Origin of the sequence: Vibrio sp. 1751, from assembly GCF_033339895.1 — a bacterium.
Classification (GTDB): domain Bacteria; phylum Pseudomonadota; class Gammaproteobacteria; order Enterobacterales; family Vibrionaceae; genus Vibrio; species Vibrio alginolyticus.
Map to the genome: position 1 here is coordinate 32,766 of NZ_JAWOVM010000024.1, position 25,176 is coordinate 57,941.

Annotated in this window: 26 protein-coding genes and 1 riboswitch; of the genes, 23 read left to right on the forward strand and 3 right to left on the reverse strand. The window is 43.8% G+C overall.

Annotated elements, in window-relative coordinates; genetic code table 11:
• Positions 1 to 96: 96 nt before the first annotated feature.
• From R7041_RS10430 to R7041_RS10485, 12 genes are all read left to right on the forward strand, one after another.
• Entirely contained in the window at positions 97 to 1,419 is a 1,323-nt protein-coding gene (locus R7041_RS10430) for an ABC1 kinase family protein (protein WP_258512306.1), read from the forward strand.
• Between the two features lie 112 nt (positions 1,420 to 1,531).
• Positions 1,532 to 2,878, forward strand: a complete 1,347-nt coding sequence (locus tag R7041_RS10435) for a magnesium transporter (protein WP_064369371.1) — start codon at positions 1,532 to 1,534, stop codon at positions 2,876 to 2,878.
• Between the two features lie 805 nt (positions 2,879 to 3,683).
• Complete coding sequence (gene codB, locus R7041_RS10440) at positions 3,684 to 4,922, forward strand: cytosine permease (protein ID WP_064369372.1); 1,239 nt, start codon at positions 3,684 to 3,686, stop codon at positions 4,920 to 4,922.
• Between the two features lie 9 nt (positions 4,923 to 4,931).
• Positions 4,932 to 6,209 carry a cytosine deaminase gene (locus tag R7041_RS10445; RefSeq protein ID WP_033906360.1) on the forward strand — a complete coding sequence of 426 codons (1,278 nt, stop codon included), beginning with the start codon at positions 4,932 to 4,934 and terminating at the stop codon, positions 6,207 to 6,209.
• A 248-nt stretch (positions 6,210 to 6,457) separates the two neighbouring features.
• Positions 6,458 to 7,096, forward strand: a complete 639-nt coding sequence (locus tag R7041_RS10450; protein WP_017819864.1) for an HD domain-containing protein — start codon at positions 6,458 to 6,460, stop codon at positions 7,094 to 7,096.
• Complete coding sequence (locus R7041_RS10455) at positions 7,097 to 7,855, forward strand: helix-turn-helix domain-containing protein (RefSeq protein WP_258512307.1); 759 nt, start codon at positions 7,097 to 7,099, stop codon at positions 7,853 to 7,855.
• Between the two features lie 146 nt (positions 7,856 to 8,001).
• The gene (locus tag R7041_RS10460; RefSeq protein ID WP_258512308.1) at positions 8,002 to 9,855 is read left to right on the forward strand and encodes an MFS transporter; all 1,854 of its coding nucleotides are present in this window, start codon (positions 8,002 to 8,004) and stop codon (positions 9,853 to 9,855) included.
• A gap of 117 nt (positions 9,856 to 9,972) precedes the next feature.
• A complete protein-coding gene (locus R7041_RS10465; RefSeq protein WP_005373653.1) occupies positions 9,973 to 10,590 on the forward strand; it encodes a hypothetical protein in 618 nt (205 codons plus the stop codon).
• Positions 10,591 to 10,694: 104 nt separating this feature from the next.
• Positions 10,695 to 10,835, forward strand: a riboswitch (FMN riboswitch).
• A 113-nt stretch (positions 10,836 to 10,948) separates the two neighbouring features.
• Positions 10,949 to 11,605 carry a 3,4-dihydroxy-2-butanone-4-phosphate synthase gene (gene ribB / locus R7041_RS10470; RefSeq protein ID WP_005385579.1) on the forward strand — a complete coding sequence of 219 codons (657 nt, stop codon included), beginning with the start codon at positions 10,949 to 10,951 and terminating at the stop codon, positions 11,603 to 11,605.
• 104 nt (positions 11,606 to 11,709) lie between these two features.
• A complete protein-coding gene (locus tag R7041_RS10475; RefSeq protein WP_115386525.1) occupies positions 11,710 to 12,255 on the forward strand; it encodes a glutathione peroxidase in 546 nt (181 codons plus the stop codon).
• A gap of 10 nt (positions 12,256 to 12,265) precedes the next feature.
• Positions 12,266 to 12,709, forward strand: coding sequence for a DUF3429 domain-containing protein (locus R7041_RS10480; RefSeq protein ID WP_005396352.1), 444 nt, complete (start codon positions 12,266 to 12,268; stop codon positions 12,707 to 12,709).
• Between the two features lie 152 nt (positions 12,710 to 12,861).
• Positions 12,862 to 13,107: a hypothetical protein gene (locus R7041_RS10485; RefSeq protein ID WP_005373664.1), complete on the forward strand. Its 246-nt coding sequence runs from the start codon at positions 12,862 to 12,864 to the stop codon at positions 13,105 to 13,107.
• Positions 13,108 to 13,177: 70 nt separating this feature from the next.
• Here the strand turns inward: R7041_RS10485 and R7041_RS10490 are convergent, their stop codons facing one another.
• Together R7041_RS10490 and R7041_RS10495 are read right to left on the reverse strand one after the other, a co-directional pair.
• The gene (locus R7041_RS10490) at positions 13,178 to 13,777 is read right to left on the reverse strand and encodes a thiol:disulfide interchange protein DsbA/DsbL (RefSeq protein WP_137282779.1); all 600 of its coding nucleotides are present in this window, start codon (positions 13,775 to 13,777) and stop codon (positions 13,178 to 13,180) included.
• 83 nt (positions 13,778 to 13,860) lie between these two features.
• On the reverse strand, positions 13,861 to 14,241 hold the full coding sequence (locus tag R7041_RS10495) for a hypothetical protein (RefSeq protein WP_005373669.1): 381 nt from the start codon (positions 14,239 to 14,241) through the stop codon (positions 13,861 to 13,863).
• A 278-nt stretch (positions 14,242 to 14,519) separates the two neighbouring features.
• On the opposite strand from R7041_RS10495, the gene R7041_RS10500 reads away from it, so the two are divergent.
• The 10 genes from R7041_RS10500 to R7041_RS10545 all read left to right on the forward strand — a co-directional run bounded on the left by R7041_RS10500 (position 14,520) and on the right by R7041_RS10545 (position 23,557).
• On the forward strand, positions 14,520 to 14,816 hold the full coding sequence (locus tag R7041_RS10500; RefSeq protein ID WP_053349287.1) for an isoamylase early set domain-containing protein: 297 nt from the start codon (positions 14,520 to 14,522) through the stop codon (positions 14,814 to 14,816).
• A gap of 213 nt (positions 14,817 to 15,029) precedes the next feature.
• Positions 15,030 to 15,743, forward strand: coding sequence for a response regulator (locus R7041_RS10505; protein ID WP_005373673.1), 714 nt, complete (start codon positions 15,030 to 15,032; stop codon positions 15,741 to 15,743).
• Positions 15,743 to 17,041: an ATP-binding protein gene (locus R7041_RS10510; protein WP_005373675.1), complete on the forward strand. Its 1,299-nt coding sequence runs from the start codon at positions 15,743 to 15,745 to the stop codon at positions 17,039 to 17,041. Before R7041_RS10505 ends, R7041_RS10510 begins: the two co-directional genes overlap by 1 nt.
• Positions 17,042 to 17,160: 119 nt before the next feature.
• Positions 17,161 to 17,553 carry a hypothetical protein gene (locus R7041_RS10515; RefSeq protein WP_005385575.1) on the forward strand — a complete coding sequence of 131 codons (393 nt, stop codon included), beginning with the start codon at positions 17,161 to 17,163 and terminating at the stop codon, positions 17,551 to 17,553.
• Positions 17,554 to 17,713: 160 nt separating this feature from the next.
• Positions 17,714 to 18,037: a diacylglycerol kinase gene (locus tag R7041_RS10520; RefSeq protein ID WP_005385571.1), complete on the forward strand. Its 324-nt coding sequence runs from the start codon at positions 17,714 to 17,716 to the stop codon at positions 18,035 to 18,037.
• Positions 18,038 to 18,058: 21 nt separating this feature from the next.
• Entirely contained in the window at positions 18,059 to 19,714 is a 1,656-nt protein-coding gene (locus R7041_RS10525; RefSeq protein ID WP_258512309.1) for a phosphoethanolamine transferase, read from the forward strand.
• 123 nt (positions 19,715 to 19,837) lie between these two features.
• Positions 19,838 to 20,770, forward strand: coding sequence for a Gfo/Idh/MocA family protein (locus R7041_RS10530; protein ID WP_258512310.1), 933 nt, complete (start codon positions 19,838 to 19,840; stop codon positions 20,768 to 20,770).
• Between the two features lie 218 nt (positions 20,771 to 20,988).
• A complete protein-coding gene (locus R7041_RS10535) occupies positions 20,989 to 21,420 on the forward strand; it encodes a YccF domain-containing protein (protein WP_005373685.1) in 432 nt (143 codons plus the stop codon).
• A gap of 691 nt (positions 21,421 to 22,111) precedes the next feature.
• Complete coding sequence (locus R7041_RS10540) at positions 22,112 to 22,450, forward strand: hypothetical protein (protein WP_017635147.1); 339 nt, start codon at positions 22,112 to 22,114, stop codon at positions 22,448 to 22,450.
• A 258-nt stretch (positions 22,451 to 22,708) separates the two neighbouring features.
• The gene (locus R7041_RS10545; protein WP_053349290.1) at positions 22,709 to 23,557 is read left to right on the forward strand and encodes a patatin family protein; all 849 of its coding nucleotides are present in this window, start codon (positions 22,709 to 22,711) and stop codon (positions 23,555 to 23,557) included.
• A 142-nt stretch (positions 23,558 to 23,699) separates the two neighbouring features.
• Here R7041_RS10545 and R7041_RS10550 read toward each other — a convergent pair whose 3' ends face one another.
• Complete coding sequence (locus R7041_RS10550) at positions 23,700 to 24,548, reverse strand: pirin family protein (protein ID WP_064369375.1); 849 nt, start codon at positions 24,546 to 24,548, stop codon at positions 23,700 to 23,702.
• Positions 24,549 to 24,949: 401 nt separating this feature from the next.
• Here R7041_RS10550 and R7041_RS10555 point away from each other — a divergent pair, with 401 nt between their 5' ends.
• On the forward strand, positions 24,950 to 25,159 hold the full coding sequence (locus R7041_RS10555; protein WP_005373691.1) for a cold-shock protein: 210 nt from the start codon (positions 24,950 to 24,952) through the stop codon (positions 25,157 to 25,159).
• Positions 25,160 to 25,176 lie beyond the last annotated feature (17 nt).

Sequence of the window (25,176 nt, forward strand, 5' to 3'; positions counted from 1 at the left end):
CAAACCGCCAGTTACGCTGGCGGTTTTCTTTTCATTTGTATCCAAACATATCCTTTTCCCGTATAACAATTAGTTAGTAAATAGCGGAGAAGATTCATGTCGGCAAAGGAAAGAAGCCTACCTACCCATCGCATCTCAAGATTCAGCAAGTTCGCTTCACTTGCTACCCGTGTCGCAGGCAATGTGATTGCAGAAGGCACGAAGCAGATAGCCAAAGGCAACAAACCAAAAGCGAAAGACCTCTTGCTGACGCCACAGAACATCGCGCGCTTAACTGACCAACTTGCTCACCTGCGTGGCGCTGCAATGAAGCTTGGTCAAATGCTATCAATGGATGCTGGTGGTGTTTTAGAACCTGAACTTGCCGATATTCTTTCCCGTCTTCGTTCCAACGCAGACCCAATGCCTGCAAAACAACTCAACGCAGTAATGGAAAGTTCGCTAGGAACGAATTGGAAAGCTGAGTTTCTGTCATTTAACTTCAAACCAATCGCCAGTGCATCAATAGGACAAGTGCACCAAGCCTACAGCGATGCGGGCGATAACCTAGCCGTCAAAGTGCAATATCCGGGCATACGGAAAAGTATCGATAGCGACGTCGATAATGTCGGTACACTGCTCAAGGTCGTTGGGTTGATTCCCGAGTCTGTCGACTACAAAGGATTGCTCGAAGAAGCGAAAAAGCAGCTACATGACGAGGCCGATTACGCACGAGAGGCACAATTTGCCATTCGTTATCATGACGCTTTGAAGGAGCACCCTCATTTTGTGGTGCCCAAGATTCATACTGAAAGTTGCTCAGACTCCGTTCTCGCGATGGAATTCATTGATGGTAGCCCGATTGAGCAAATCGAACATTATGATCAGAGTACGCGAGATTTTGTCATGCACAGCCTACTCGAATTACTGTTCAGGGAGCTGTTCGAATTTAAGATGGTACAAACCGACCCAAATTTCGCCAACTACTTATATATCGAAAACACTCGTCAAATCGGCTTGCTAGATTTCGGGGCCACTCGAGAGTACAGCGAGCGGTTCAGCACTGGTTATCGCCAAGCTTTCGCATCTGTCGTTAACAATGACGAACAAGGCTTGAATAATGCGCTTGAACAAATAGGCTTCTTCAGCCAAACCATCCTTCCAGACCAACGCCAAGCGATTCTCGATCTAGTGAAAATGGCATGTGAACCGATGTTAGTTGATGAGCCTTATGACTTTAAAGCCAGCGGCTTAGCACAAAAGCTTCGCGAGGCTGGCACCATTCTAAGCATGGAGCAAGAATACTGGCATACTCCACCAGCAGATGCCCTATTTTTACACAGAAAAATCGGCGGAATGTACTTGCTGGCAGCCCGTATTGGCGCAAAAGTGAACATTCGCCAATTGGTACAGCCATATCTCACCATCAACAGCGAATAGCCTATTGTTTTTCTGTTACTTTCAAGTACCTTGAGCAAGGTTAAGGTGCATAGTTGTGCATCTCAATAACATGCCATACTTCCATAAAACGAATTAACTATCGGGGTACTCGGTGAGCAAGTTTCAAGATCTCTCCACTCTAATCCAGCAAATTGGCCAAGCCGAAGAAGCGGATCAAGTCGCAACGCTCAATGAATCTATTGAAGCGGGCCTCGAGCCCGGCGCGGTTGCCCTGATTCTAGAAGCCTTTCCAATCGACGATCGTGTTCGCTTATGGCGAGCTTTACCACTAGAGCTACATATCGACGTGTTAACGGAAATGCGTGCGGACGTACGTTTCTCTATCATCAATGCGTTATCTGAAGTCGAGCTAAAGCTCACTCTCGCTAAACTCGACAACTTGTCGCTCATCGAATGGGCCGATTCGTTGCCAGAGTCGATCATCAACGAAGCGCTCTCGTTGATAGAAAAAGATGAGTTGGAACTTTACGATCAAGCAAACGAGTATGCTGATGAAGAACTCGGCCACTGGGCTGAACGTAAGATCATCACCCTGCCCTTCAACATTACGATTGGGACAGCTAAGCAGTTAATGGAGCGCTATAGCTACGACACGCCTCAACAGGTGTATCTGATTAATCGTAATAAACAGTATCGTGGAACGGTCAACTACTTCGATATCTTGCGTGGTGACCCCGATACTCGCTTAAAAACACTCGTTATTGAGGCTGTGACGGTGCTAGACAGTAAAATGATGCTTCCTGAAGCGGTAGAGGCATTAGAACACAGCACACTGCCCGCTCTCCCTGTAACTGATGCAGACCAAACACTGATCGGTGAAGTCGATTGGCAGTTTGCATTGAGTACACAGCGTGAAATCTACGAAGCACGTTTGATGGCCGGTACAGGTATGGATGAAGGCGATGACTTGTTTGCGCCAGTATTAAAAAGCTCGCATAAGCGCGGTGTTTGGTTAGGCATCAATTTGCTTACTGCGATTTTGGCGTCTGTCACTATCGGACTATTTGAAGATGTAATTGCTCAGGTAGTGGCTTTGGCGGTGCTCATGCCAATTGTTGCATCCATGGGGGGCATTGCTGGCAGCCAAACGCTCACTCTAATGATTCGTGCGATGGCGCTTAATCAGATCACCCCAGGTAACCGCTTCAAGCTTTTGAAAAATGAGTTGGGTATTGGCTCTCTGAACGGCATTGCTTGGGCGTTAATCATCGGCGGGCTCGCCGGATTGTGGTTTCAATCTCCGGTTCTAGGGGGAACCATCGCGCTCGCCATTATCGTCAATATTATTACCGCAGCTTTATTTGGTGTGCTGATTCCCATTATTCTGGATAAGTTTAAATTGGACCCCGCTTTGGCTGGCTCGGTGATTCTAACAACAGTGACAGATGTCGTTGGTTTTTTCGCCTTTTTAGGAACGGCGAGTTTAGTCATGCTTTAAAAGGTTCATTGTTTATTAATCAATCATTAGCATAATAGAGTCAAATTGCATAACGCAGTTGCAAATTGCAAACATACTCAAACTTTAAGCAACGCATGTCACAGAAACTACGTATTTTAGGGCATATTAAAGTTGGCACAGTAACTGCATTATATAAATCGACCCTTCTTAAGCCGAGGGTCACCTAGCCAACTGACGTTGTTAGTGAACTTGATTTTGTTCACATGTATATAAGCCAATCGCACTCTTTGCGGTTGGCTATTTTTTTATGTGGCTATTGCTCTCTCATCCTCTGACCGAGCTCGGTTGTACTTTTTTTGCCCACAACAGATTGTTTACTGTTTATAAAATTCAAATATTTGCCCACTAAACCATTAGAAATACTAGTTTCAACAAAAATAAATCACCTACACAAAATAAAACCAAGAAAGCACACCCAAGAAAAGAACAAATAACGTCCAAACCAAAAATCTCATCATGAAAACGTTTTCTTTTCATAGAAATCGACTGAACAATCCAGAGTTATAGATAAATTTAATCCATAAAAACAAATAGCAATTCAAAACATTCATTTTACATAGAAAACCTGTCTATAAATCATAAAAAATACGTAAAACCAATCTTTTCAATTTTACAAATTAAAAACTAAGCCATTGTTATTAAGTGAAAAAACAAACACAAAAAACTAAGCAAACGTTTAAATTGCAATTTTATCATTGACTATTAAATTTACATCACGATAATACGCGCCGTTTGCCTGAAAATCAGGTGCTATAATTTAATGTTTAAATGTGCGGAGGTAATAATGGCTGGAGACAATAACTACAGTCTTGGACCAGTTCCCAACACGGCCAGAAAAGGCGTGGCGTCACTAACCATGGTGATGTTAGGACTCACTTTTTTCTCCGCAAGTATGTGGACTGGGGGTTCTCTCGGTACTGGGCTCTCCTTTAATGATTTTTTCCTCGCTGTTCTCATCGGTAACCTAATCCTCGGCATTTACACTTCTTTCCTCGGTTACATCGGCGCTTCTACTGGTCTCTCTACTCACCTTCTTGCTCGTTTCTCTTTTGGTTCTAAAGGCTCTTGGCTTCCTTCTGCTCTTCTTGGCGGTACTCAAGTTGGGTGGTTTGGAGTTGGTGTCGCGATGTTTGCGATTCCGGTGCACAAAGCAACGGGCATCGATACCAATACTTTGATCCTCGTCTCCGGTTTGCTCATGACCGCGACCGTTTACTTTGGCATCTCCGCACTGATGGTGTTGTCAGCAATCGCCGTTCCCGCGATTGCACTACTTGGCGGCTACTCTGTCATCGAGGCAGTAAAGAGCGTTGGCGGTATTGGCGAACTACAACAAGTTCAACCAAGCGAGCCACTCGATTTTTCAATAGCACTCGCGATGGTTGTCGGCTCTTTTGTTAGTGCAGGTACGTTAACGGCGGATTTCGTACGCTTTGGCAAAAAGCCGCGCAGCGCCGTGATGATCACCATGGTGGCATTTTTCATCGGTAACTCGTTAATGTTTATCTTTGGCGCGGCAGGTGCGTCGGTGACGGGTCAATCAGACATCTCTGAAGTGATGATCGCGCAAGGTCTTCTTATTCCAGCTATCATCGTTCTTGGCTTGAACATCTGGACCACCAACGACAACGCGCTCTACGCATCGGGGCTTGGATTTTCCAACATCACAAGCTTACCAAGTAAATACATCTCAATGGCGAACGGTCTTGTTGGCACACTTTGCGCTCTCTGGCTCTACAATAACTTTGTTGGCTGGCTGACCTTCTTATCGTTGGCAATTCCACCGATTGGCGGCGTGATCATCGCTGACTTCTTCACGAACCGTAAACGCTACGCAAACTTTGAAGCCGCCCAATTCCAAAACGTTAACTGGGCTGGCATTATCGCTGTCGTGATTGGCGTTGGTGCGGGACACTTCCTGCCTGGCGTAGTGCCGATTAACGCTGTACTTGGCGGCGCAATTAGCTTCCTGATTCTTAATCCTATTCTTAACAAAAAAGCACTGGCTACACAGCCAGCGTAAGGAACCATCATGACAACACTACTGATCAAAAACATAACGCTAAAAGGACAAGAAGGTCTGCAGCAAATTTTGATTGAAGATGGTCAATTCAAGCGCATTGAAAGCAACGATGTGGAGCTTAGTCATAACGGTGACATCATCGATGCTGAAGGCGGTATGGCGGTTGCGCCTTTCTGCGAGCCACACATTCACTTAGATACAACTCAAACCGCAGGCGAGCCTAGCTGGAACATCTCTGGCACATTGTTTGAGGGTATTGAACGTTGGGCTGAGCGCAAAGAAATGCTGTCGATTGAAGACGTGAAAGCGCGCGCAAAACAAACCTTAAAATGGCAGATAGCAAACGGCGTACAACACGTTCGTACCCACGTCGATGTTTCAGACCCTACCCTAATTGCCCTAAAAGCGATGGTAGAAGTGCGTGAAGAGATGAAAGAGTGGGTAGATATCCAAATCGTCGCCTTCCCGCAGGAAGGAATTCTCTCTTATCCAAATGGCAAAGAGCTGCTAGAAGAAGCCGTCAAATTAGGTGCGGACGTGATTGGCGCGATTCCACACTTTGAATTCACACGCGAATATGGCATTGAATCGCTGCACTACGTGTTCGAATTAGCGCAAAAATACGACCGTCTGATCGACGTGCATTGTGATGAAATCGATGACGAACAATCTCGCTTCGTTGAAACACTGGCAGCATTAGCGCACAAGTTTGATATGGGGAATAAAGTTACGGCCAGTCACACCACAGCGATGGGTTCCTACAACGGTGCATACGCATCTCGCCTGTTCCGTTTATTACGCATGTCCGGTATCAACTTCGTGGCAAATCCATTGGTGAACATTCACTTACAAGGCCGTTTTGATGATTACCCAAAACGTCGCGGCGTAACACGAGTGAAAGAGATGCTGAATGCCAACATCAACGTCTGCTTTGGACACGATGATGTATTTGACCCTTGGTACCCACTAGGCACTGCAAACATGCTGCAAGTGCTGCATATGGGTCTGCACGTGTGCCAGGTGATGGGTTACGACCAAATCAACAACTCACTGGATCTGATCAGCACCAATTCAGCACGTACACTGAACATTCAAGATAAGCACGGCATTGAAGAAGGCAAACCTGGTAGTTTACTGATTCTTCCCGCAGAAAATGGTTTTGACGCAGTACGTCGCCAAGTGCCGGTTCGTTACTCTGTTCGTCACGGTAAAGTGATTGCAGAAACACAGCCTGCGACAACTCATATTCATCTTGAACAAGCAGAGCAAGTAACGTTCAAACGCTAAAAAGATCGGCGAAACGAAAAAGGCCTGACGACATCGTCAGGCCTTTTTTCTACTGGTAAACATCACTGCTCGCTCTGTCTATTCTTGTCTCATAAACCACTGAACACATTGAAAGGCCATATAAAACGGCTGAGTACCAAACGTTGCACAAGGTTCTGGTGGCTGAATCTCAATTACACCATCGCACTTGGAAATTATTCTAAGCGTTGGGCATACTTCTGACTTCATTTTAGTTGTAGATATGAACCATGACGTCATTAAGCCAGATAGAACCGCAATTTTTGGAATTTATGCAGCAAGAGATGCAAGTAGATGCAGCTCATGATCTTAAACACGTAAAACGCGTGGTCAAAACAGCGAAACAGCTCTGCAAAGAAGAAAATGCAGACATCGCGATTGTATTACCGGCTGCCTATTTGCATGATTGCTTTACTTACCCGAAAGATCACCCAAATCGCAAAGAGAGCTCAATCATCGCAGCCAAAAAAGCGGTCGCATTTTTAGAGAGTATCGATTATCCGCAGCAATATCATGATGCCATTGCTCATGCGATAGAGGCACACAGCTTTAGCGCAAACATCAGGCCAAATACGTTGGAAGCCAAAATCGTCCAAGATGCCGACCGTCTGGACGCTTTAGGCGCAATTGGCGTGACGCGATGCATTCAAGTCAGCACTCAATTTAACGCGCAACTTTACAACGACAGCGATATATTTGCCGAAGAACGTGAACTTAACGATAAACAATTCACTCTGGATCACTTTCAGACCAAGTTATTCAAAATCGCTGAAACCATGAACACAGAGTCAGCAAGACGCGAAGCGCAAAAACGCAAAACCTTTATGCAAACGTACCTAGAGCAGTTACACGACGAGGTAACAGCGTAAATGTCAGAAAGCTATACGTTAATTAAAGAGCTTAAACGCCAACTAAAGTTAACTGGGCTGCATTATGCCGATGTTGCACAACACCTTGATTTAAGTGAAGGAAGCGTCAAACGTTTACTCGCTGAAGGTCAGCACATTAGCCTTGAGCGCTTAGAACGAATTTGCCAATTGATTGGTTTAGAAATGGCGGAACTATTTAAGCTCGCGGCTGCGCACAATAAAGGTCTGGAGTCGCTAACGTTAGAGCAAGAAAAGCTGCTGGTTAACGATAAAGCCCTGCTGCTCGTGGCGATCTGTGTTGTAAATGGCTATCAGTTTGAACAAATCGTTCAGCAATATACCTTCAATGAGTTGGAACTGGTGCAAAAGCTTGCTCATTTGGATCGTCTGAACATCATCGACTTGCAGCCAAATAACAAAATTCGTTTGCGTATATCTCCGACATTTAAGTGGCAGATGGGCGGCCCTATTCAACGGTTCTTCCAACAGCAAGTTCAAGACGCCTTTTTCCAAAGCTACTTTTCTGGTGAAGATGAAAAGTTCTCCATGGCAACAGGATTGATGAGTGTACCAACCAACAAGAAGCTACAACAGAAACTGCAAAAGGTCATCGATGAGTTTTATCAGGCTTGCCAAAGTGATAGCTCTCTCGATATGGACGAAAAACACGGCACCTCTCTGATTATTGCGATGCGTCGCTGGACGTTCCCTTTATTTGAACCATGGGAAAGAAAACTCACCAATAAGTCTCGCAATTAGTAACTCAATAAACAAATGGAAATAAAAGTAACGAATTTCGTTACTTTTGGTGGCATACAACGTCACTAGAAAGAGAAAGCTGGTTTAATCGTTCATTGAGCATAAAGTGCTCCCATCTCATTCGACTTTGTTTAATCGGGGCCCGTATGTTTTTCTCAAAACGCTTTTTTCCTTACTTTGTGACGCAATGCCTTGGCGCACTCAATGACAACATCTACAAAAACGTTCTGTTATTGATGGTGACATACAGCCAAATTGATAACCTACCAATATCTGTCAATCTATTCGTTAATTTGGCGGCAGGCTTATTCATCCTACCTTTCTTTCTATTCTCAGCGCATGCTGGTGCCGTCGCTGACAGCATGGACAAAGCCAAATTAATCCGACGTCTAAAGCTCATCGAACTAGCTATCATGTCTTGCGCAGCAACCGCTATTGCCACCCAAAGTGCCATGCTGATGCTGGTTCTGCTGTTTATGACAGGCACTCAATCGGCCTATTTTGGTCCCGTGAAATACGCCTTGCTACCACAAGCGCTCAAACCAAATGAGCTTGTTAAAGGAAATGCTTGGGTTGAAATGGGCACGTTTCTTTCGATTCTTATAGGTACGCTTAGCGCAGGCCTGCTGCTAGCCATTCCTAATGGTACCTTGATTGCTTCTTGTACCGTGATTGCCTTGTCTTTGCTTGGGTTCATGAGCAGCGTGAATATTCCAGCGATGCCTAGCCAATCAAATGACAAAGCGAAATTTGAACCGATTTCTGGTTTAAAGAACACGTTAAAAGTGGCAAAAAAGCAGAGAGGCATTTGGATGTCTATTCTTGCCATCAGTTGGTTCTGGTTCATGGGTGCGACTTACCTAACTCAATTCCCTAACTTCGCACGCGAACATTTGTTCGCAGATAGCACTGTCGTTTCTTTACTGTTGGCATTGTTTTCCATTGGTATCGCGACAGGCTCTTGGTTGTGTGAAAAGCTCTCTTTCAACCACGTTGAGCTTGGTATTTTGCCATTCGGTATCCTTGGTCTGACAGTCTTTGGCGTCGACTTGCTATGGGCAGTCCCAAGTTATCCATCACTTCCGGTGCACTTTTATGATGTGCAAAGCTTCGTTGCTGAATCAAAACATCTGCGCGTCATGATTGACCTGTTCCTTGTTGGTGTAAGCGGCGGTGTCTTTATTGTTCCTCTTTATGCGTTCATCCAATCGCGTTCAAACAAAGGGGAGTGTGCACGTGCCATTGCTGCTAACAACATCATGAATGCGTTGTTTATGGTGGTGTCTGCTTTGGTTTCGATCGTTGTACTCAGCGTACTAGAGCTTTCTATTGTGGAACTGTTTGCCATGATGGCAATAGGTAACTTCTTCGTGGCGATCTATGTCTATCGCCAAGTACCGGAATTTACACAACGCTTTATCAGTTATTTACTCAGCCATTGTATGTATCGTGTGTCCATAAAGGGGCGCCAACATATTCCTGAACAAGGCGCTGCGTTAATCGTGGCTAACCATGTTAGCTATGTCGATGCATTGATTTTGATGGGAACCTCTACTCGCCCGGTTCGTTTTGTGATGGACAAGTCCATCAGCGAGCTACCTGTTCTTAAATATGTATTCCGTCATGCCGGTGTTATCCCGATCTGTTCTCCACGTAAGTGTGCCGACACTTACCGACGAGCATTTGAGCAGATTGAACAAGCACTTAACGACGGTGAGGTTGTCTGTATCTTCCCTGAGGGTCGTTTAACGTCTAACGGTCAATTGGGTGAGTTTCGCTCTGGTGTAGAGAAAATCCTCGAACGTAACCCTGTACCTGTCATCCCTATGGCGTTAAAAGGGCTTTGGGGTTCTTTTTTCAGCCACAAAGGCGGACATGCTCTCACAAAACGACCGACTCGTTTTTGGTCAAAAGTGGATGTTGTTATCGGTGAAGTGTTAAGTCCTGCGTCTTTAAATCGTCATCAATTGCAACAACAAGTACAGGATTTACTGGGCTGAGTCGCTTGCTACAGCAGTCAAACTTTGCAGCAAAACGTAAATATGCACCACAAAGCACAAGTAGTTTCTTGTCAATTAGAGTAGGATATCTACGACGTCATAAATCTAGGAGGTATTATGAAAATCATCATCTTACATGGTCTTTATATGCATGGGCTGGTCATGCAGCCTCTTAGCCAAAAGCTGAGAAAACTCGGATACGAAACGCAAGTACTCAGCTATAACACTGTTGCTATCGATGAGTCTTCACTGTTTGATTCTATTGATCATTCGCTTAATCCACTGACCACAAACGTGCTCGTGGGACACAGCTTGGGGGGCTTGATGATTAAGCGCTATCTCGCCAACAGAAAACCGAGCACTAACTTAATCTCTCATGTTGTCGCTATCGGTTCGCCTCTTAAAGGCGCGTCCATTGTAGGTCGAATTCAAGATCTCGGATTGGGTGCAATTTTAGGCAATTCGCCACACCACGGATTAAACAAACATGATGACGCCTGGGATTTCCCTCAAAAACTCGGCAGTATCGCAGGAACGATGCCGATTGGCGCTCGCCCATTGTTGATCCGTAATGACAACACCATGTCGGACGGTACCGTTACCGTAGAAGAGACAAGACTGGACGGTATGCAAGATCATATCGAAGTGAAGCAAACGCATACGAGCCTGATTTACAACACCTTCGTGCCGCAGCAGATTGATCACTTTATTCGCACAGATTATTTCCGTCGATAGCACACTTTTCCATCATACAGATGGAATCGACTTTCCAAGCTATTCAGTTCGCAGTACTATCCTAGCTCCACTTCTTCACAACTTGGATGAAGTGGTACATTTTTAATTGTTCTCAGGGCGGGGCGAAATTCCCCACCGGCGGTATACTTTTTCAAGTGAGCCCGCGAGCGCTCGATTCGTCGAGGTCAGCAGATCTGGTGAGATGCCAGAGCCGACGGTTATAGTCCGGATGAAAGAGAATAAGAATACACCAGCATAGCGAGTCAGATCGCTAAGAATGCTGGTGCACTTCTTTTTGATCGTATTTTACGGCGATCTCTCATACCGCCCTGATTCTGGTGAAATTTAGGAGTTAACCATGAATCAGTCATCACTACTTGCCGAATTCGGCGACCCAATTACTCGCGTTGAAAACGCACTTATCGCTTTAAAAGAAGGCCGTGGCGTACTGCTTCTTGATGATGAAGATCGCGAAAACGAAGGCGATATCATTTATTCAGTCGAGCACCTCACTAACGAGCAAATGGCATTGATGATCCGCGAATGTAGCGGCATCGTTTGTTTGTGCTTAACAGATGTTCAAGCAGACAAACTGGAACTGCCTCCAATGGTGGTAAACAACAACAGCGCAAACCAAACCGCATTTACGGTTTCTATTGAAGCGAAAGTTGGTGTAACAACGGGTGTTTCAGCAGCAGACCGCGTAACGACCATTAAAACGGCGGCAAACCCGCACGCAAAACCGGAAGATCTTGCTCGCCCGGGTCACGTATTCCCTCTGCGCGCACGTCCAGGTGGTGTAATGACTCGCCGTGGTCACACAGAAGGTACGATTGATCTGATGCAAATGGCAGGGCTTCAACCCGCTGGCGTACTGTGTGAAGTGACCAATCCAGATGGCACGATGGCAAAGGCACCGGAGATCGTAGCATTCGGTCGCCTGCACAACATGCCGGTACTGACGATTGAAGATATGGTAATGTACCTAAACCAGTTCGAGTTGAAACTGGCATAGTCAGGTCTCAGCTCTTGAAAAAGCCGCGCATTTGTGCGGCTTTTTTGATCGATCCTCTTTGCACTTGAGTAGTTATACTTATTGAAAACAAGGGGAACAACACCATGAAAGGATTACTGAAACTCGCCGCTCTCGTTAGCTTTCTCTCCATGAATTCGCTTACTCTTGCATCTGAGTGCCCTGATATTCTTCAAGGTAAGCAAAGGTTGTTAAACTCAACGGAAGAAGTCGATCTATGCGAAAGCTTTAAGGGAAAGACACTACTAATCGTCAATACAGCAAGCCAGTGCGGCTTCACTCCTCAGTTCGAACAGTTAGAAACCCTCTATCAAACTTACAAAGACCAAAACTTCACCGTTATCGGTTTCCCGAGCAATGACTTTCGACAAGATAGAGGAAGCGAAACAAACACAGCGAAAGTCTGTTATCTCGATTACGGGGTCACCTTTCCAATGATGGCTCGCTCTTCAGTATTAGGTGTAGATGCGAACCCAGTCTTCAACCAGATTACTAACCAAGCAGGCATAAAACCAAAATGGAACTTCTACAAGTTTCTAATTAGCTCTGAAGGTAAAGTTATTGCTACTTTTCCAAGCTCCACATCACCGACAAGTACTACGCTTACCAATATGATAGAGCAACAATTGTAAGGTGACGACCATGACAACACGCTCAACCATGCTACAACTCGGTTACTTAGGCCTGGTTCCATTTGTGTTTAGTTTAGGGCTGATTTTCACTGACATCTCACTCTTCAATTTAAGTGGTCAGCAATTTTTCATCGCATATAGCGCCGTTATATTAAGTTTTTTATCCGGCATCCTTTGGGGTAATGGCATTGAGCATTACTACCACCGCCTTAGCCGAAATATATTAATTCTCAGCAACCTTTTTGTCTTACTAGCTTGGGGCGCACTACTGCAGGGCCACAAACATTACGCAGTCGCAACCCTACTCTTAGCAATTGGGTACCTTGCTGTTTGGTATGCAGAAAAGCTCGTGAGGAAAGTCGAACAAGACGCCGAGCCCAAGGGATATCAAGGAATGAGGAGCAAACTGACCTTCGGCGTAATCGTAATGCACGGATTGGCTTTAGTTTCATAACCTGGTCTGTCCAGTACTAAGATCACAAAAAAACGTCTTTTTATAAAACAATGTTCATTTCGTGAATGCACACATATTTTGAACACTGTTTTGTTTCATTTATGAATCAATCCACATATAAGTAATTCAAAGCATTCACAAAGGATATGAATATGTTTTTTCGCAAACTTTTGTTTAGCACTGCGATGATCAATGCAACGACAGGTTGCGTGTCTTACCAGGCACAACAAGCCGCCGCTCAAACAGTAAATAATACAGGCGCTGTGCTTACCAATGTGATTAAAACTACGATTGCTCAGCCATGTAATGTTGCAATCACTGCTGCTAGCTTGTTTTATCCGCATGCCATATTTATGACTAGTGTTCCGACTCAAGCATGTACAAGCGTTCTTAGATAATACGAGTGTGATAAGCATAAAAAATGGCGACTCTACTGTCGCCATTTTTAAGCTTCAATGCTATTTATAGTTACAGTGTCAATAAGTAATTAACTAATTGATTGTACTCGTCGTAAGTACGAATTTCGTTGGCCAAAACAATGTATTTATTGTTCACAACCACACCCGGAACCCCTCTTAACGTGCTGGCAGAGAATTGCTTATCAAAACCTTTCTGCATTGAGTTTACGGCGAAACTGTTGTAAGCCGCATCAAACTTCTTACCTTCTACGCCATTATCAACGAAGAGTTGTTTCAGCTCAGCTTCGTCTTTTGGCGCTTGTCGCTTTTGATGAATTTGGGCAAACATGGCAGGAATCATTGTATCTTCAACCCCGAGCGACACCATCGTCGCGTAGGACTTGGCCATCGGAATCGCCATATCTCCGCCCATGAACCCCACATGTACCTTTTCAAACTTTGCCTCTTTTGGCAGAGCAGGTTTTAAACGCTCAATAAGCGACTCAAACTTGTAGCAATGTGGGCAATAAAAAGAAAAGAATTCCGTCACAACAGGTTTCGATGCTTTCTTAACATCCAGAACTTTGTAGTGCTTCCCTTCTTCAAATTGCGCTGCATGAGCGGTAAAAGTCAGTAAAATTGCACTACATAAGGCAAGTAGTTTTTTCATTGTTTATTTCCTTGTGGCATTCAAATGCCAAATCATTTCATTTGGTAAAAAGGGGTAAACCCCAAGTAATTTGAGATGAGGAATTAAACAATCGGAGGACGATAAAGCTTGGTGATCACTGTCACTACTTTTTCGACTAGAGGCCTATCAATCAAAGCAAGGCTATAAGGAAGAAGCAGTAAGTCGTTTTGAGATAAGTTGGCGGGAATTTTGACCATGCAGGAAGAGCTACAACTCGTGTGAGATTGTTGTGCCTTATTGATGGCTGACTCATCGTGATGTGATTCTACGCAGTCGTCATTGACGCCAAGTTGTTTGTGCAGAGCAGCCTGTTGAACAATAAGATCGCGTACTTCAATTGTTTTCATCGGAGCGGAAGCCTGCGCCACAGGAGCGACACTACTCAAAAGCATAGCAACTAAGCAAACTATCGCAGTCAACAATGTACGGTTAAACTTCAACATAGCTACATCAAGGAAAATGGTGATTTAAGATAATACATGATAACGGTTTGACTTCAAGATACGGACTCTCGGCTCGCTAACAAACTCTGTTCTTTGACTATTTTAGGCTAGTGAATTTTCTCTCTAACGCTCCCTCAGTACACGAAACCAGCACAACGAGCTATTCACCGTTCGGATACTCCCCTCATCAGATACCAGCAACAATTCGATAAAACTTGAAATCATTATGAAACACGAGTAATAGTTAGAACAGTTTTTGTACGAACAAGGAAAGATCAATGCTTAAAAAAAGATTCTTTAAGACAAAAGATGAAGTCGAAGTCACGTTCGAGCTAGATAAAGATCAGTGGGACTCTGTCCAAATTGCTGGAGACTTCAACAACTGGCAGCCAGAACCGATGAAATTAGTGAAGAAAAGTCGTCAGTTTAAATTTAAAACCCGCTTACCTAAAGCGCGGAATGTTCAGTTCCGTTACTTGCTCGATGACGCGAAGTGGGAAAATGACCCACAAGCTGATGCTTACGTTCCAAATGCATTTGGCAGCGACAACAGCGTCGTATGTACCACCGAATAAGCGGTAATTTCGCTTTAAGATTCCATACCTAGGCGCAAACGTTGCGCCTTTTTACATCTCTCGAAATGTGATTGGTGATTAGATTTAAATCATTAATTGGCAATTTTATCCAATTAACTCATCCGATAACCTTATTCTGAGAAAGCTTTATTTGAAATAATTCGTAAATTTGTTTAAGTTCCATTGATATTAAATATTGTATACATCACTTAAATGAACGCACAACAAATCAAACCATCTCTAATCATTGTGGAAGACGATCCCAAATTACAAACTATGTTGGGTGAGTATTTTGTTGAACAAGGTTTTCAGGTCAAATGTATCGACAATGGGACGGACGCACCCAATGCGATTATTGACACACAACCAGACGTGGTGCTGTTAGATTTGATGCTACCCGGGCAAGATGGTCTGAGTGTATGTCGTCAAATCCGAGAATGCTACAAAGGCAAAGTGTTGATGCTAACAGCAAGTGATGATGACTTCGATCATGTCGCCGCATTAGAAATAGGCGCAGATGACTTTGTTACTAAACCCATCAAACCTCGCGTATTGCTGGCTCGTATTCGCATGCTATTAAGAAGAAAAGAGGCGGCGCCTACCGAGTCCGAAAACGGCCTACAAATTGGTGTTCTGTGTTTAAACCGGTTGCGTAAATCGTGCGTAATGAACCAAGAAGAAATTGCGCTGACAGACGGCGAGTTCGATTTGTTGTGGGTTCTTGCAACGCATGCTGAAAAAACACTATCACGCGAGTGGCTGACCAAAACACTGCGTGGTATTGAATACGATGGAACAGACCGCACCATTGATAATCGCATAGTGACACTGAGAAAGAAGCTAGGCGATGCTTCTTGCTCACCACAAAAAATCATTACCGTTCGCGGCAAAGGCTACCTATTTATGCCTGATGCATGGAATGAATAATGAGACGTATTTATCTGGAAAGCTTTGTTGGCCTTATCATTCTGTTTATGGCTAGCTTGTGGGGATACGAGTTCTTAGTTTATGAGATCAACACAGATTATGACTACCTATTACAAGAGCATGAGGGTCAAGCTTTTCACGATCTGATCTATCCTATCTATAAAGAACACGGATTAGAATATACTCAACAACAGTTGGAACAATTTGCCACATCAAGCCATCGTTTGTTGGTGCCTCATACGCTTGAAGAGCTTCCAACAGACATCAAAAAGGCGTTTGAAAGTGATACCTCCGTTAACGTCGCTTACGATGAAGAAAGGGATATCTGGTTCCGCCTAGATGCGAGTACGCCTATCTTTAAAATGAGCGATAATCCGAATAGTCCTGTGGTTAAAGCAGCCAACTTTGATGACAATATAGTTTGGTTGTTCTTTTTAGCTGGATTTGCTCTGTATTGCATATTGTTGATCTGGTTCTTAAGCCGTCGGATTCGAGAGCTAGAGAGAGTGACCGTTGAGTTTGCCTCAGGTAATTTCAAGGCTCGAGCTAGTACCTCAAGCGCTAAGTCTGTTGGGACGTTAAACAAAAGCTTTAACACGATGGCCGATAAAGTATCTCGCTTGATCACTAGCAATAAAATGCTAACTAACGCCGTTGCACATGAATTGCGTACCCCAATCTTCCGCTTACAATGGCAAGCAGATTTGTTATCGGATTCAACCTTAACTGAACAACAGAAAAAGTATGTTTACAGTATCGTCGAAGACATTGACGAGATGGAAGAAATGGTTGAAGAATTGCTTTACTACGCAAAGATGGAGCGTCCTGACACAGCATTACAAACTCAAGAAGAAGTCGTCCTATTCAACTTAGTCAAAGAGTTACGACAGAGATGGCAAAAAGAGACTACGCTCGCTATCTCGCTTCAAGAAGTAAACTCAGAAAACGTTCTCGCGTTTGCTGACCCAAAATTGTTAAAGCGAGCCTTAGATAACTTGCTGCGCAATGCAATGCGGTACGCAGATAAGCAGATTTTAGTAGAGATAAAACACGATCAGCACCGCTGCTTCATCAATGTTCATGATGATGGCATAGGTATTGAAGAAAAGCATTGGCCTCATCTATTCGAACCATTTTACAGCGCGGATGAATCTCGCAACAAAAAGACGAGCGGGTTTGGGCTCGGTTTGGCGATTGTCAGACAGATAATGGAGCTTCAACGTGGAGAAGTTTCGATTTGCCATAGCCCACTTGGAGGAGCTTGCTTCACACTTAGCCTCAAAAAATCAGACAGTTAACTTAACCTTCCTACCCCGTTTACAGAAGACGACACTTCAATACACTCAAGCGACAGAGCCCAACAATAAAACAGTGTACATTTAATCCATAAGATTCACACACTAAATGGATAGTACTCATGTATAAATCTTTTATCCTGATTATGGCGCTTACTTCTACGCTTACAGCTTGCGCCTACAACCAAAAACCTGTCGTCGACATGACCAATGTCGACCCTAGTACATATGAACAAGACTTTCTTTACTGCCAAGGCTATGCAGAAAATGTCGACAAATCAGAGGCAGCGAAATCTGAAGCCACTAATGGGGCAGTTACAGGCGCATTGATCGGCGCAGCTGCTGGTGCGCTAGAAGACGGATTAGGTGGAGCGGCTGTCGGTGCTGCTGCCGGCGGTGCTGTAGGAGCTGGAGCTGGTGCTTTGAGTGGAACAAATGATTCAACCAAAACTCAATCTCTCGTATTGCGTAAATGCCTCCAGCACAAAGGCTATACCGTCTACGATCTTGATTAAATAAGCACTTTTCTTAAATTATCGCGCGATGGATTCTATTCACAAATGTTTCACGCTGTAACGATTAATCTCGTTACCTCTCTGGGATATGTGTTCCATCCCAATGCTTAAATAGTAAGGTCATATTTTGAAGCCAGGTAAAACAGGTATACGCCGTGTCATGGATGCGACCGGCTATTCATTTCAAGGATTGAAAGCCGCATGGACACACGAAGCCGCTTTTAGACAAGAATTGATTCTCGCCTTGGTGCTTTCCGTCTGTGCTTTTTTCCTTCCTGTCACCACATACGAAAGAGTGCTGATGATCAGTAGCCTGTTCTTGGTATTGATCGTCGAACTCATTAACTCCGCCGTAGAAGCGGTTGTCGACCGTGTTAGCGATGACTGGCACGAGCTCAGTGGTAGAGCCAAAGATATTGGCTCAGCAGCAGTATTTGTTGCGTTAACTCTTGCCCTTTTTATTTGGGCTTCGTTCTTGCTCTAATTTTTATTCAAGACACTCATTATGAAGACACATGATTTACAACAGAGAGGTATCTCTTACGTTACCTTTACTTTCCTGTTGGCGCTGTATTTCGCTCTCGTCGTAAACATCCCTATTTATAAAGAACTGATCGGCATCTTTACACACTTAGATAATGTCAAGATTGGATTTATTATCACAATACCAATTTTCTTTCTTGCCGCGCTCAATTTCCTTTTTAATTTATTTAGTTGGCCTTGGATCGGCAAGCCGTTCTTTATAATTTTAATCATTGTTTCAAGTATGGTGAGCTACGCAAGCTATAACTATGGCACACTTTTCGATTCTGGAATGATTGCCAATATTGTTGAAACCGATTCGAGCGAGGCGAGTTCTTACCTGAGTGCTCACTCTGTAATTTGGACGCTGATTATGGGAGTTATCCCAGCGATAATTATCTTTAAGGTCAAGCTGCAATCTCAACGTCACCAATTACTGTACTTCTCTGTTACCAAATTAGTATCGATGCTGTCGTCGCTAGCTGTCATCGCCGTCATTGCCAGCGTGTACTATCAAGACTACGCATCTGTAGGGCGCAACAATAGCCACCTAAAAAAAATCATCATACCCACCCAGTTCGTTTACAGCGCGACCGGGTATGTGAAGGAGAAATATTTCACCACGCCAGAGCCATATCGAGAAATCGGCACAGATGCAAAGCAGTCAGATAGCGCCGTACAGCAAGCACAGCGCAAACCAACACTACTGGTTTTTGTCGTAGGAGAAACCGCTCGAACGCAGAACTACCAACTCAATGGCTATACACGAGAGACAAACCCTTATACTAGTAAACTGGATGTTATCTCATTTCAAGACGTCGCGTCTTGTGGCACCGCGACTGCTGTATCTGTGCCTTGTATGTTTTCACAGCTCACGCGAAACGAGTTTGAACGCACCAAAGCGGATAACCAGGACAATGCTCTCGATGTAATGCTGCGCGCTGGGGTTGACCTCATTTGGAAAGAAAATGACGGTGGGGATAAAGAAGTAGCCCACAAGATCAAGAAAATTGAAGTGGATCGAAAGCAAGTAAACCCTATGTGTAATGGCCAAACTTGTTACGACATGGCGCTATTAGATCATTTTGATCAGGAAGTCGCGGATATGCACGGTAACCGAGTGGTCGCCATGCACCTTATAGGAAGCCACGGTCCGACCTACTTTCAGCGTTACCCAAGAGACAACGCCTTCTTTAAACCAGACTGTCCACGTGCAGACATCGAAAACTGTAGCATCGAACAAATAGTGAACACATATGACAATACAATACGCTACACCGATCTTGTATTGGCAGAAACCATCAAAAAACTTAAAGCGTTAGAGTCTGAGTATAATACCGCGCTAATTTACATATCGGATCACGGTGAGTCACTAGGCGAAAACGGATTGTTCTTACATGGTATGCCTTATGGCCTTGCACCAGATTTCCAAAAACGTGTTCCTTTGATTATGTGGCTGTCTTCGGGCTTTAAACAAGCGAAGCAGATCAATACCGACTGTTTGTATAAACAAGCACAGAATGCAGGCCAATACTCACATGATAACGTGTTCCACTCTTTATTAGGCATTATGGATGTACAAACTCAAGCCTACGATAGCAAGTTAGATATATTCAAAGCCTGCCGAGCCGTTTCCTAAATCATTCAATAAAGCCTGGCTCAAAGTGTGAACCAGGCTTTTTCTAACAAGGTATTTAAACTCATCGCCACGCCAAGCGTTATACTGACAGTCCGCGATCCATACATCGAGATAAGGACTAGGATGAAAATTGGTATTATTGGTCTAGGGGATATCGCTCAGAAAGCGTACCTTCCTGTTATCACTCAGCTTCCAAATATCGAACTTGTATTTTGTACCCGCAACCCAAACACACTTGAGAGCCTGGCTAAGCAGTATCGAATCTCAGAGATCTGCCAAGACTACCAGCAACTTCTACACTTTGGCGTCGATGCCGTCATGATTCATGCGGCAACAAGCGTACACCCTCAAATAGCGGCATTTTTTCTGCAGCATGGAATTCCAACCTTTGTCGACAAACCATTAGCGAACAGTGCTGATGACGTGGAAAAGCTGTACGACATTGCCGAAAAAGAGAGACAGCCACTCTATGTGGGCTTTAACCGTCGTCACATTCCACTTTACAACCAACATATGCCACAAGTGCAGCAAGGCAACATATATGACTTAAAGTCGCTACGCTGGGAAAAGAACCGTCACCAACTACCGGGGGATGTTCGTACCTTTATATTTGATGATTTTATTCACCCATTAGACAGCGTTAACGTCACAGCCAAAGCCGATCTAAAAGATGCTTATGTAACTCATCAACTTGAAGGTGGTCAGTTGGCGCGTTTAGATATTCAGTGGCAACATGGAGATACTTTGCTCCACGCCTCGATGAATCGCCACTTCGGTATCACTACAGAGCGCGTTCAAGCTTGTTATGCAAACAAGGCAGTTGAGTTCGACTCCTTCGTTGAAGGCAAACTATGGCAAGCTAACCAAGAGCAAAAAATCAATTTGAAAGACTGGACGCCAATGCTAACGAGTAAAGGTTTCCATTCGATGTTGCTCGACTGGTTTGGCGTCGTTGAGTCTGGAAATATTGCTAATGAAGTAGTAAAACGCAACATTGCCAGCCATCGATTGGCAGAGCAAATTTGTCAATATATCGAGAAAGTTGTCTCTAGATAATGCGATTCTTGGCTATATGCTTGATTGAGTATTACGCTCTATACTAAAAAGACTTGCCTTAGGGAAGGCATTCATTCTCTGTTAAGACTACAGCGATTATTCTATCAATCAGGTGAATGAGGGCACAAAAGCACACATCGACAAAACAGACGGTTTAGATTTGTTTTACGCTGCTCTCAGGTATCTGAATCATCACATTCAAGAATAAAGGAAATAGAATGAGAACACTTGGTAACATCATTTGGTTTGTATTTGGTGGCGTATTTATGGGGTTGCTATGGTGGTTTTTTGGTATTTTGGCCTTTATTAGCATCATCGGAATACCTTGGGGGCGTGCGTGTATCGTTATGGGTAATTTTTCCTTTTTCCCATTCGGTAAAGAGGCCATCTCACGCGATGAATTGACCAATGAAATGGACATTGGCACGAGTCCGCTCGGCGTTATTGGTAACGTCCTTTGGTTTGTATTTGCAGGCCTTTGGTTAGCTATCGGTCACGTACTTTCTGCAGCAGCATGCTTTGTCACCATAATCGGCATTCCGTTTGCGCTCCAACACCTCAAGCTAGCGGTTATTTCACTCGCACCAATTGGTAAAACGGTTGTATCGTCAGAAGAAGCTGCAATGGCTCGATACAACATCAATCGTTAGCAAAAAGCTAATGCGCTTTCTATCCTCTGGGCAGTCATGCTCAGAGGGTAACGCCCGTCAAAAGTAAGCCTATAATCGCTATCGCATATTCAATAATGGCTGATTGTATATTCATACCGTCACCTTTACGTTGAAGTTTATCCTAGCTCAGCACTGCTTTACTTTTATAATTAATTAATACGCCCAATCGAGTTCAAGATGCTAGACTCATAGCTTCGTCACTGACTCAAACTCCAAGAACGACGTAACGAAAAAGCGAGCTATCCTATGCTCGAAATATGGGTTCTTTCCCCCCTCGAAGTAGAGTTCAACAACAAAAAGACGAACTATAATCATAGCCAAAATTAATGCTTTTCGACCTAAAATATCTCACATCAATCAAAGAAAGCTTCTAAGATTTTCTCTTTTTGAGTAAATATAGAGAGTTACAGTAGCGAAATTCTTCTCGGTAAAACTCCCCACTCAATCTCATGATCAGTTTTTTTAAAAAACAACAAAAATTCGTTGTTATCTAGAGTAATTATTTTATTTGTCGCAGAGCAATTCCATCAATATCATTTGCGACATCGGAGTGCTAGAGCATTGAACTTTTTAGCATTTATCACAGGTATAGAACGTAAAAAACCTTTTATTACTTATTTTTCTTTTTACATATGTTCTAACTCAACGTCTATTCAGACAGGAATATACCGTGGATAAATATCAAGCAGCTTATGCTAAGCGTCTAGAGAAACTAAATGGGGATCCATCTCCTAAAACGATAGCCCGCCTTTCGGCTTGGGATGCGTTTTTTAACAAGGAGTACGAGCTCCAAGACTTGGAATACCAACTATCGGACGCAGCGCACCAGCACTATGAACAGTCGCATGCGAAGAGCGACATTAGCTTCAAAGAATTCAAACGAGCGTTTTATAATGAATCCATCAAAATTTACAATTTAACGGATGGCGCTTCTATCCAGAAAGTATTCACCCCATTACTTTTGCTTACAACGCTCTGGATAGTGTTTGTATGCCTATTTAACAAGTGATCATCAAACTATTCCAACAACGATCAGTATGGGACTACAGGTATGGCTCTATGTAAGGGGGCTAGTCGGCTCGGCTCTCCTTCACTAAATTAGCGACTCAATTACCCGCAATTCCATAGGCTAAAAGTGACAAGGGCATCCATCGATGCCCTTTTTATTCAAAGGAACGCAACCTAGACCTTTGGCCCACTTGGGTATAAAACCATTATGCGTTAAGCTGCACGCTATTATCCGATTGATAAAGAGTGGAGCGAAGTGATGGAAAAAGTAGGCTCTCGAGCATTGATTGTCGAAGGTGGAGCCATGCGAGGCGTATTTTCATGCGGCATACTCGATCATTTTCTTGCTAGCGAGTTCTCTCCATTTGATAGCTTTTGGGGAGTGTCTGCGGGTGCTAGCAACTTGGCTGCCTACTTAGCTAAAATGCCCGGACGTAACTTAAAAATCTACCTCGATTACAGCTTAAGAAAAGAATTTATCTCTCCATCTCAACTTCTACGTGGTGGTGATATGATGAACTTAGACTGGATGTGGAATGTCACCCTCGAAGAACTTGGCATCGATAAATCTGCGCTCAAAGCTGATTCACGACCTTTCTTTTTAGGCGTGACGCGTCAAGACAATGGGCAAGCGGAGTACCACCTTCCTGATATCGACAACTTGGCAGAAACAATGAAAGCCAGCAGCGCACTGCCTGTACTTTACCGAAATGGCGTATCACTGAACGGAATTCAATACGTTGATGGTGGCGTCTCAGACGCACTTCCTGTTGCAGAAGCAATAAAGCGAGGAGCCAAAAAGATTATGGTTTTACGCAGTCAGCCCGCAAGCTATCAAAAGCCAAGAGGAAAATTCAGCGCCCTAACTAGGAGGATGTTGAAAGAAACGCCCGGATTAATTGAACCTATGTTGACACGTGAAGTTCGCTACAATCAGACCTTAGCGCTGATCAACAACCCACCACCTGGTATCGAAATCATTCAAGTGTGTCCTCCTGAAACATTCAAGTTGAAACGGCTGAGTCGATCGCCAGCACCACTGCGTCATGCTTATGAGTTAGGAATTGAAGCAGGAAAGGAAGCCATCATACGATGGAGTCAGAAGTAGAAAAAAGCCACGTGGATTAAACGTGGCTAACGCAAATTCGATGGCAGTGGATTATCGTATTTGCTTCTGGTCGAGCCCAATATTCAGGCTCAAAACTGTTTTAATTTGCTCGCTAACTGAAAAAGCGAGTAGGCTGTCAAAACTAGTAAGTTTCAAATAACCCAGAGTTGTAGTCTTGGATAGCTTGTTCTATCTCTTCCATGCTATTCATGACAAAAGGGCCATAATGCACCACGGGTTCATTAATTGGCTCACCAATAAAGATCAGTGCACCACTCTCTTTTTCGGCCTGCAATTCAACCCATTCACCTTTCGATAAAATGGCCATTTCTCCTTGATTGATCTCACGACCTTTTAATTGAATACGACCTTTATAGACATAGAGCATCATGTTATTGTCTTGCTCCGTGTTCAAATTCAAAGCTTGACCACCCATCGCTCTCCAATCGGCTACCGTGGCAGCAACACCTGTCTCTGTTAGCGGCCCCTGAATTCGTTCGTTGTTTATAGTCATATGACCCGCAATCAAACGTACAACCCCCGTATTCGGAGTATCAAACTCAGTGATCGTTTCAGGTTGAAAGTCATGATATTGAGCTGGCTGCATCTTATTTTTCGCAGGCTGGTTAATCCAAATTTGGAAACCATGCAGTTCGCCTTCCTTCATAATAGGCATTTCGCTATGGATGACGCCTCTTCCTGCCGCCATCCACTGTGCACCACCGGAACGAAGCTCGCCAACATTATCCATATGATCACGATGCTGGAAATGACCTTTCAACATATAAGTAAGCGTCTCGATACCTCGGTGCGGATGCGGAGGGAAACCGCCGATATAGTCAGCGCGGTCTTCTGATTTGAGTTCATCCATCATCAAAAATGGAGAAAAGCTAGCATGATTGAAACCCGCTACACGGCGAATTTTCACTCCATCACCATCAGCAGTAGGTTGCGCAGGAATAAGCTGACGAATTTCTCTGAATGTACTCATACTAGTTCTCCTAGTTTATCTTTGTGACCGTTTGCAAATCGCATGTTCAATCTATGGCTATCGATAAGGTTCTATTTTAGGTTGATGAGCTAAAATTATGAGCCATACTATTCGTTCTACTTATTCAACTTTTTCGAACAATACAATTTATCGAGTTAATAATGAGCACATTTAATTTATCTAAAATAAATGTAGCTATTTTCTAAACAAGGTGTATAGTGTGCCTTGGCTCTTAGAAGAGAGCTGTTAATGCAACATTTAGTTTAAGTTTCCTCTCAGTAAAATCTTGAATCCCCAATTCAGACACCTGCGTACAACTTCCTCTTGATTGAACATTCAATAGCTTAGAAAAGATCCACAAAACAAATCATAATTTTAATGTTTAATTCAAAGGTATTTTTATGTCTAAAGTAACTGGTTCAGTAAAATGGTTTAACGAAACTAAAGGCTTCGGTTTTCTATCTCAAGACAACGGCGGCCAAGATGTATTCGTACACTTTAACGCTATCGTTTCTGACGGTTTCAAAACACTGACTGAAGGTCAGAAAGTAAGCTTCAATGTAGAGCAAGGTAAAAAAGGTCCTCAAGCGACTGAAGTAACTCCTCTATAAGACTGCTTTTCTTGGTG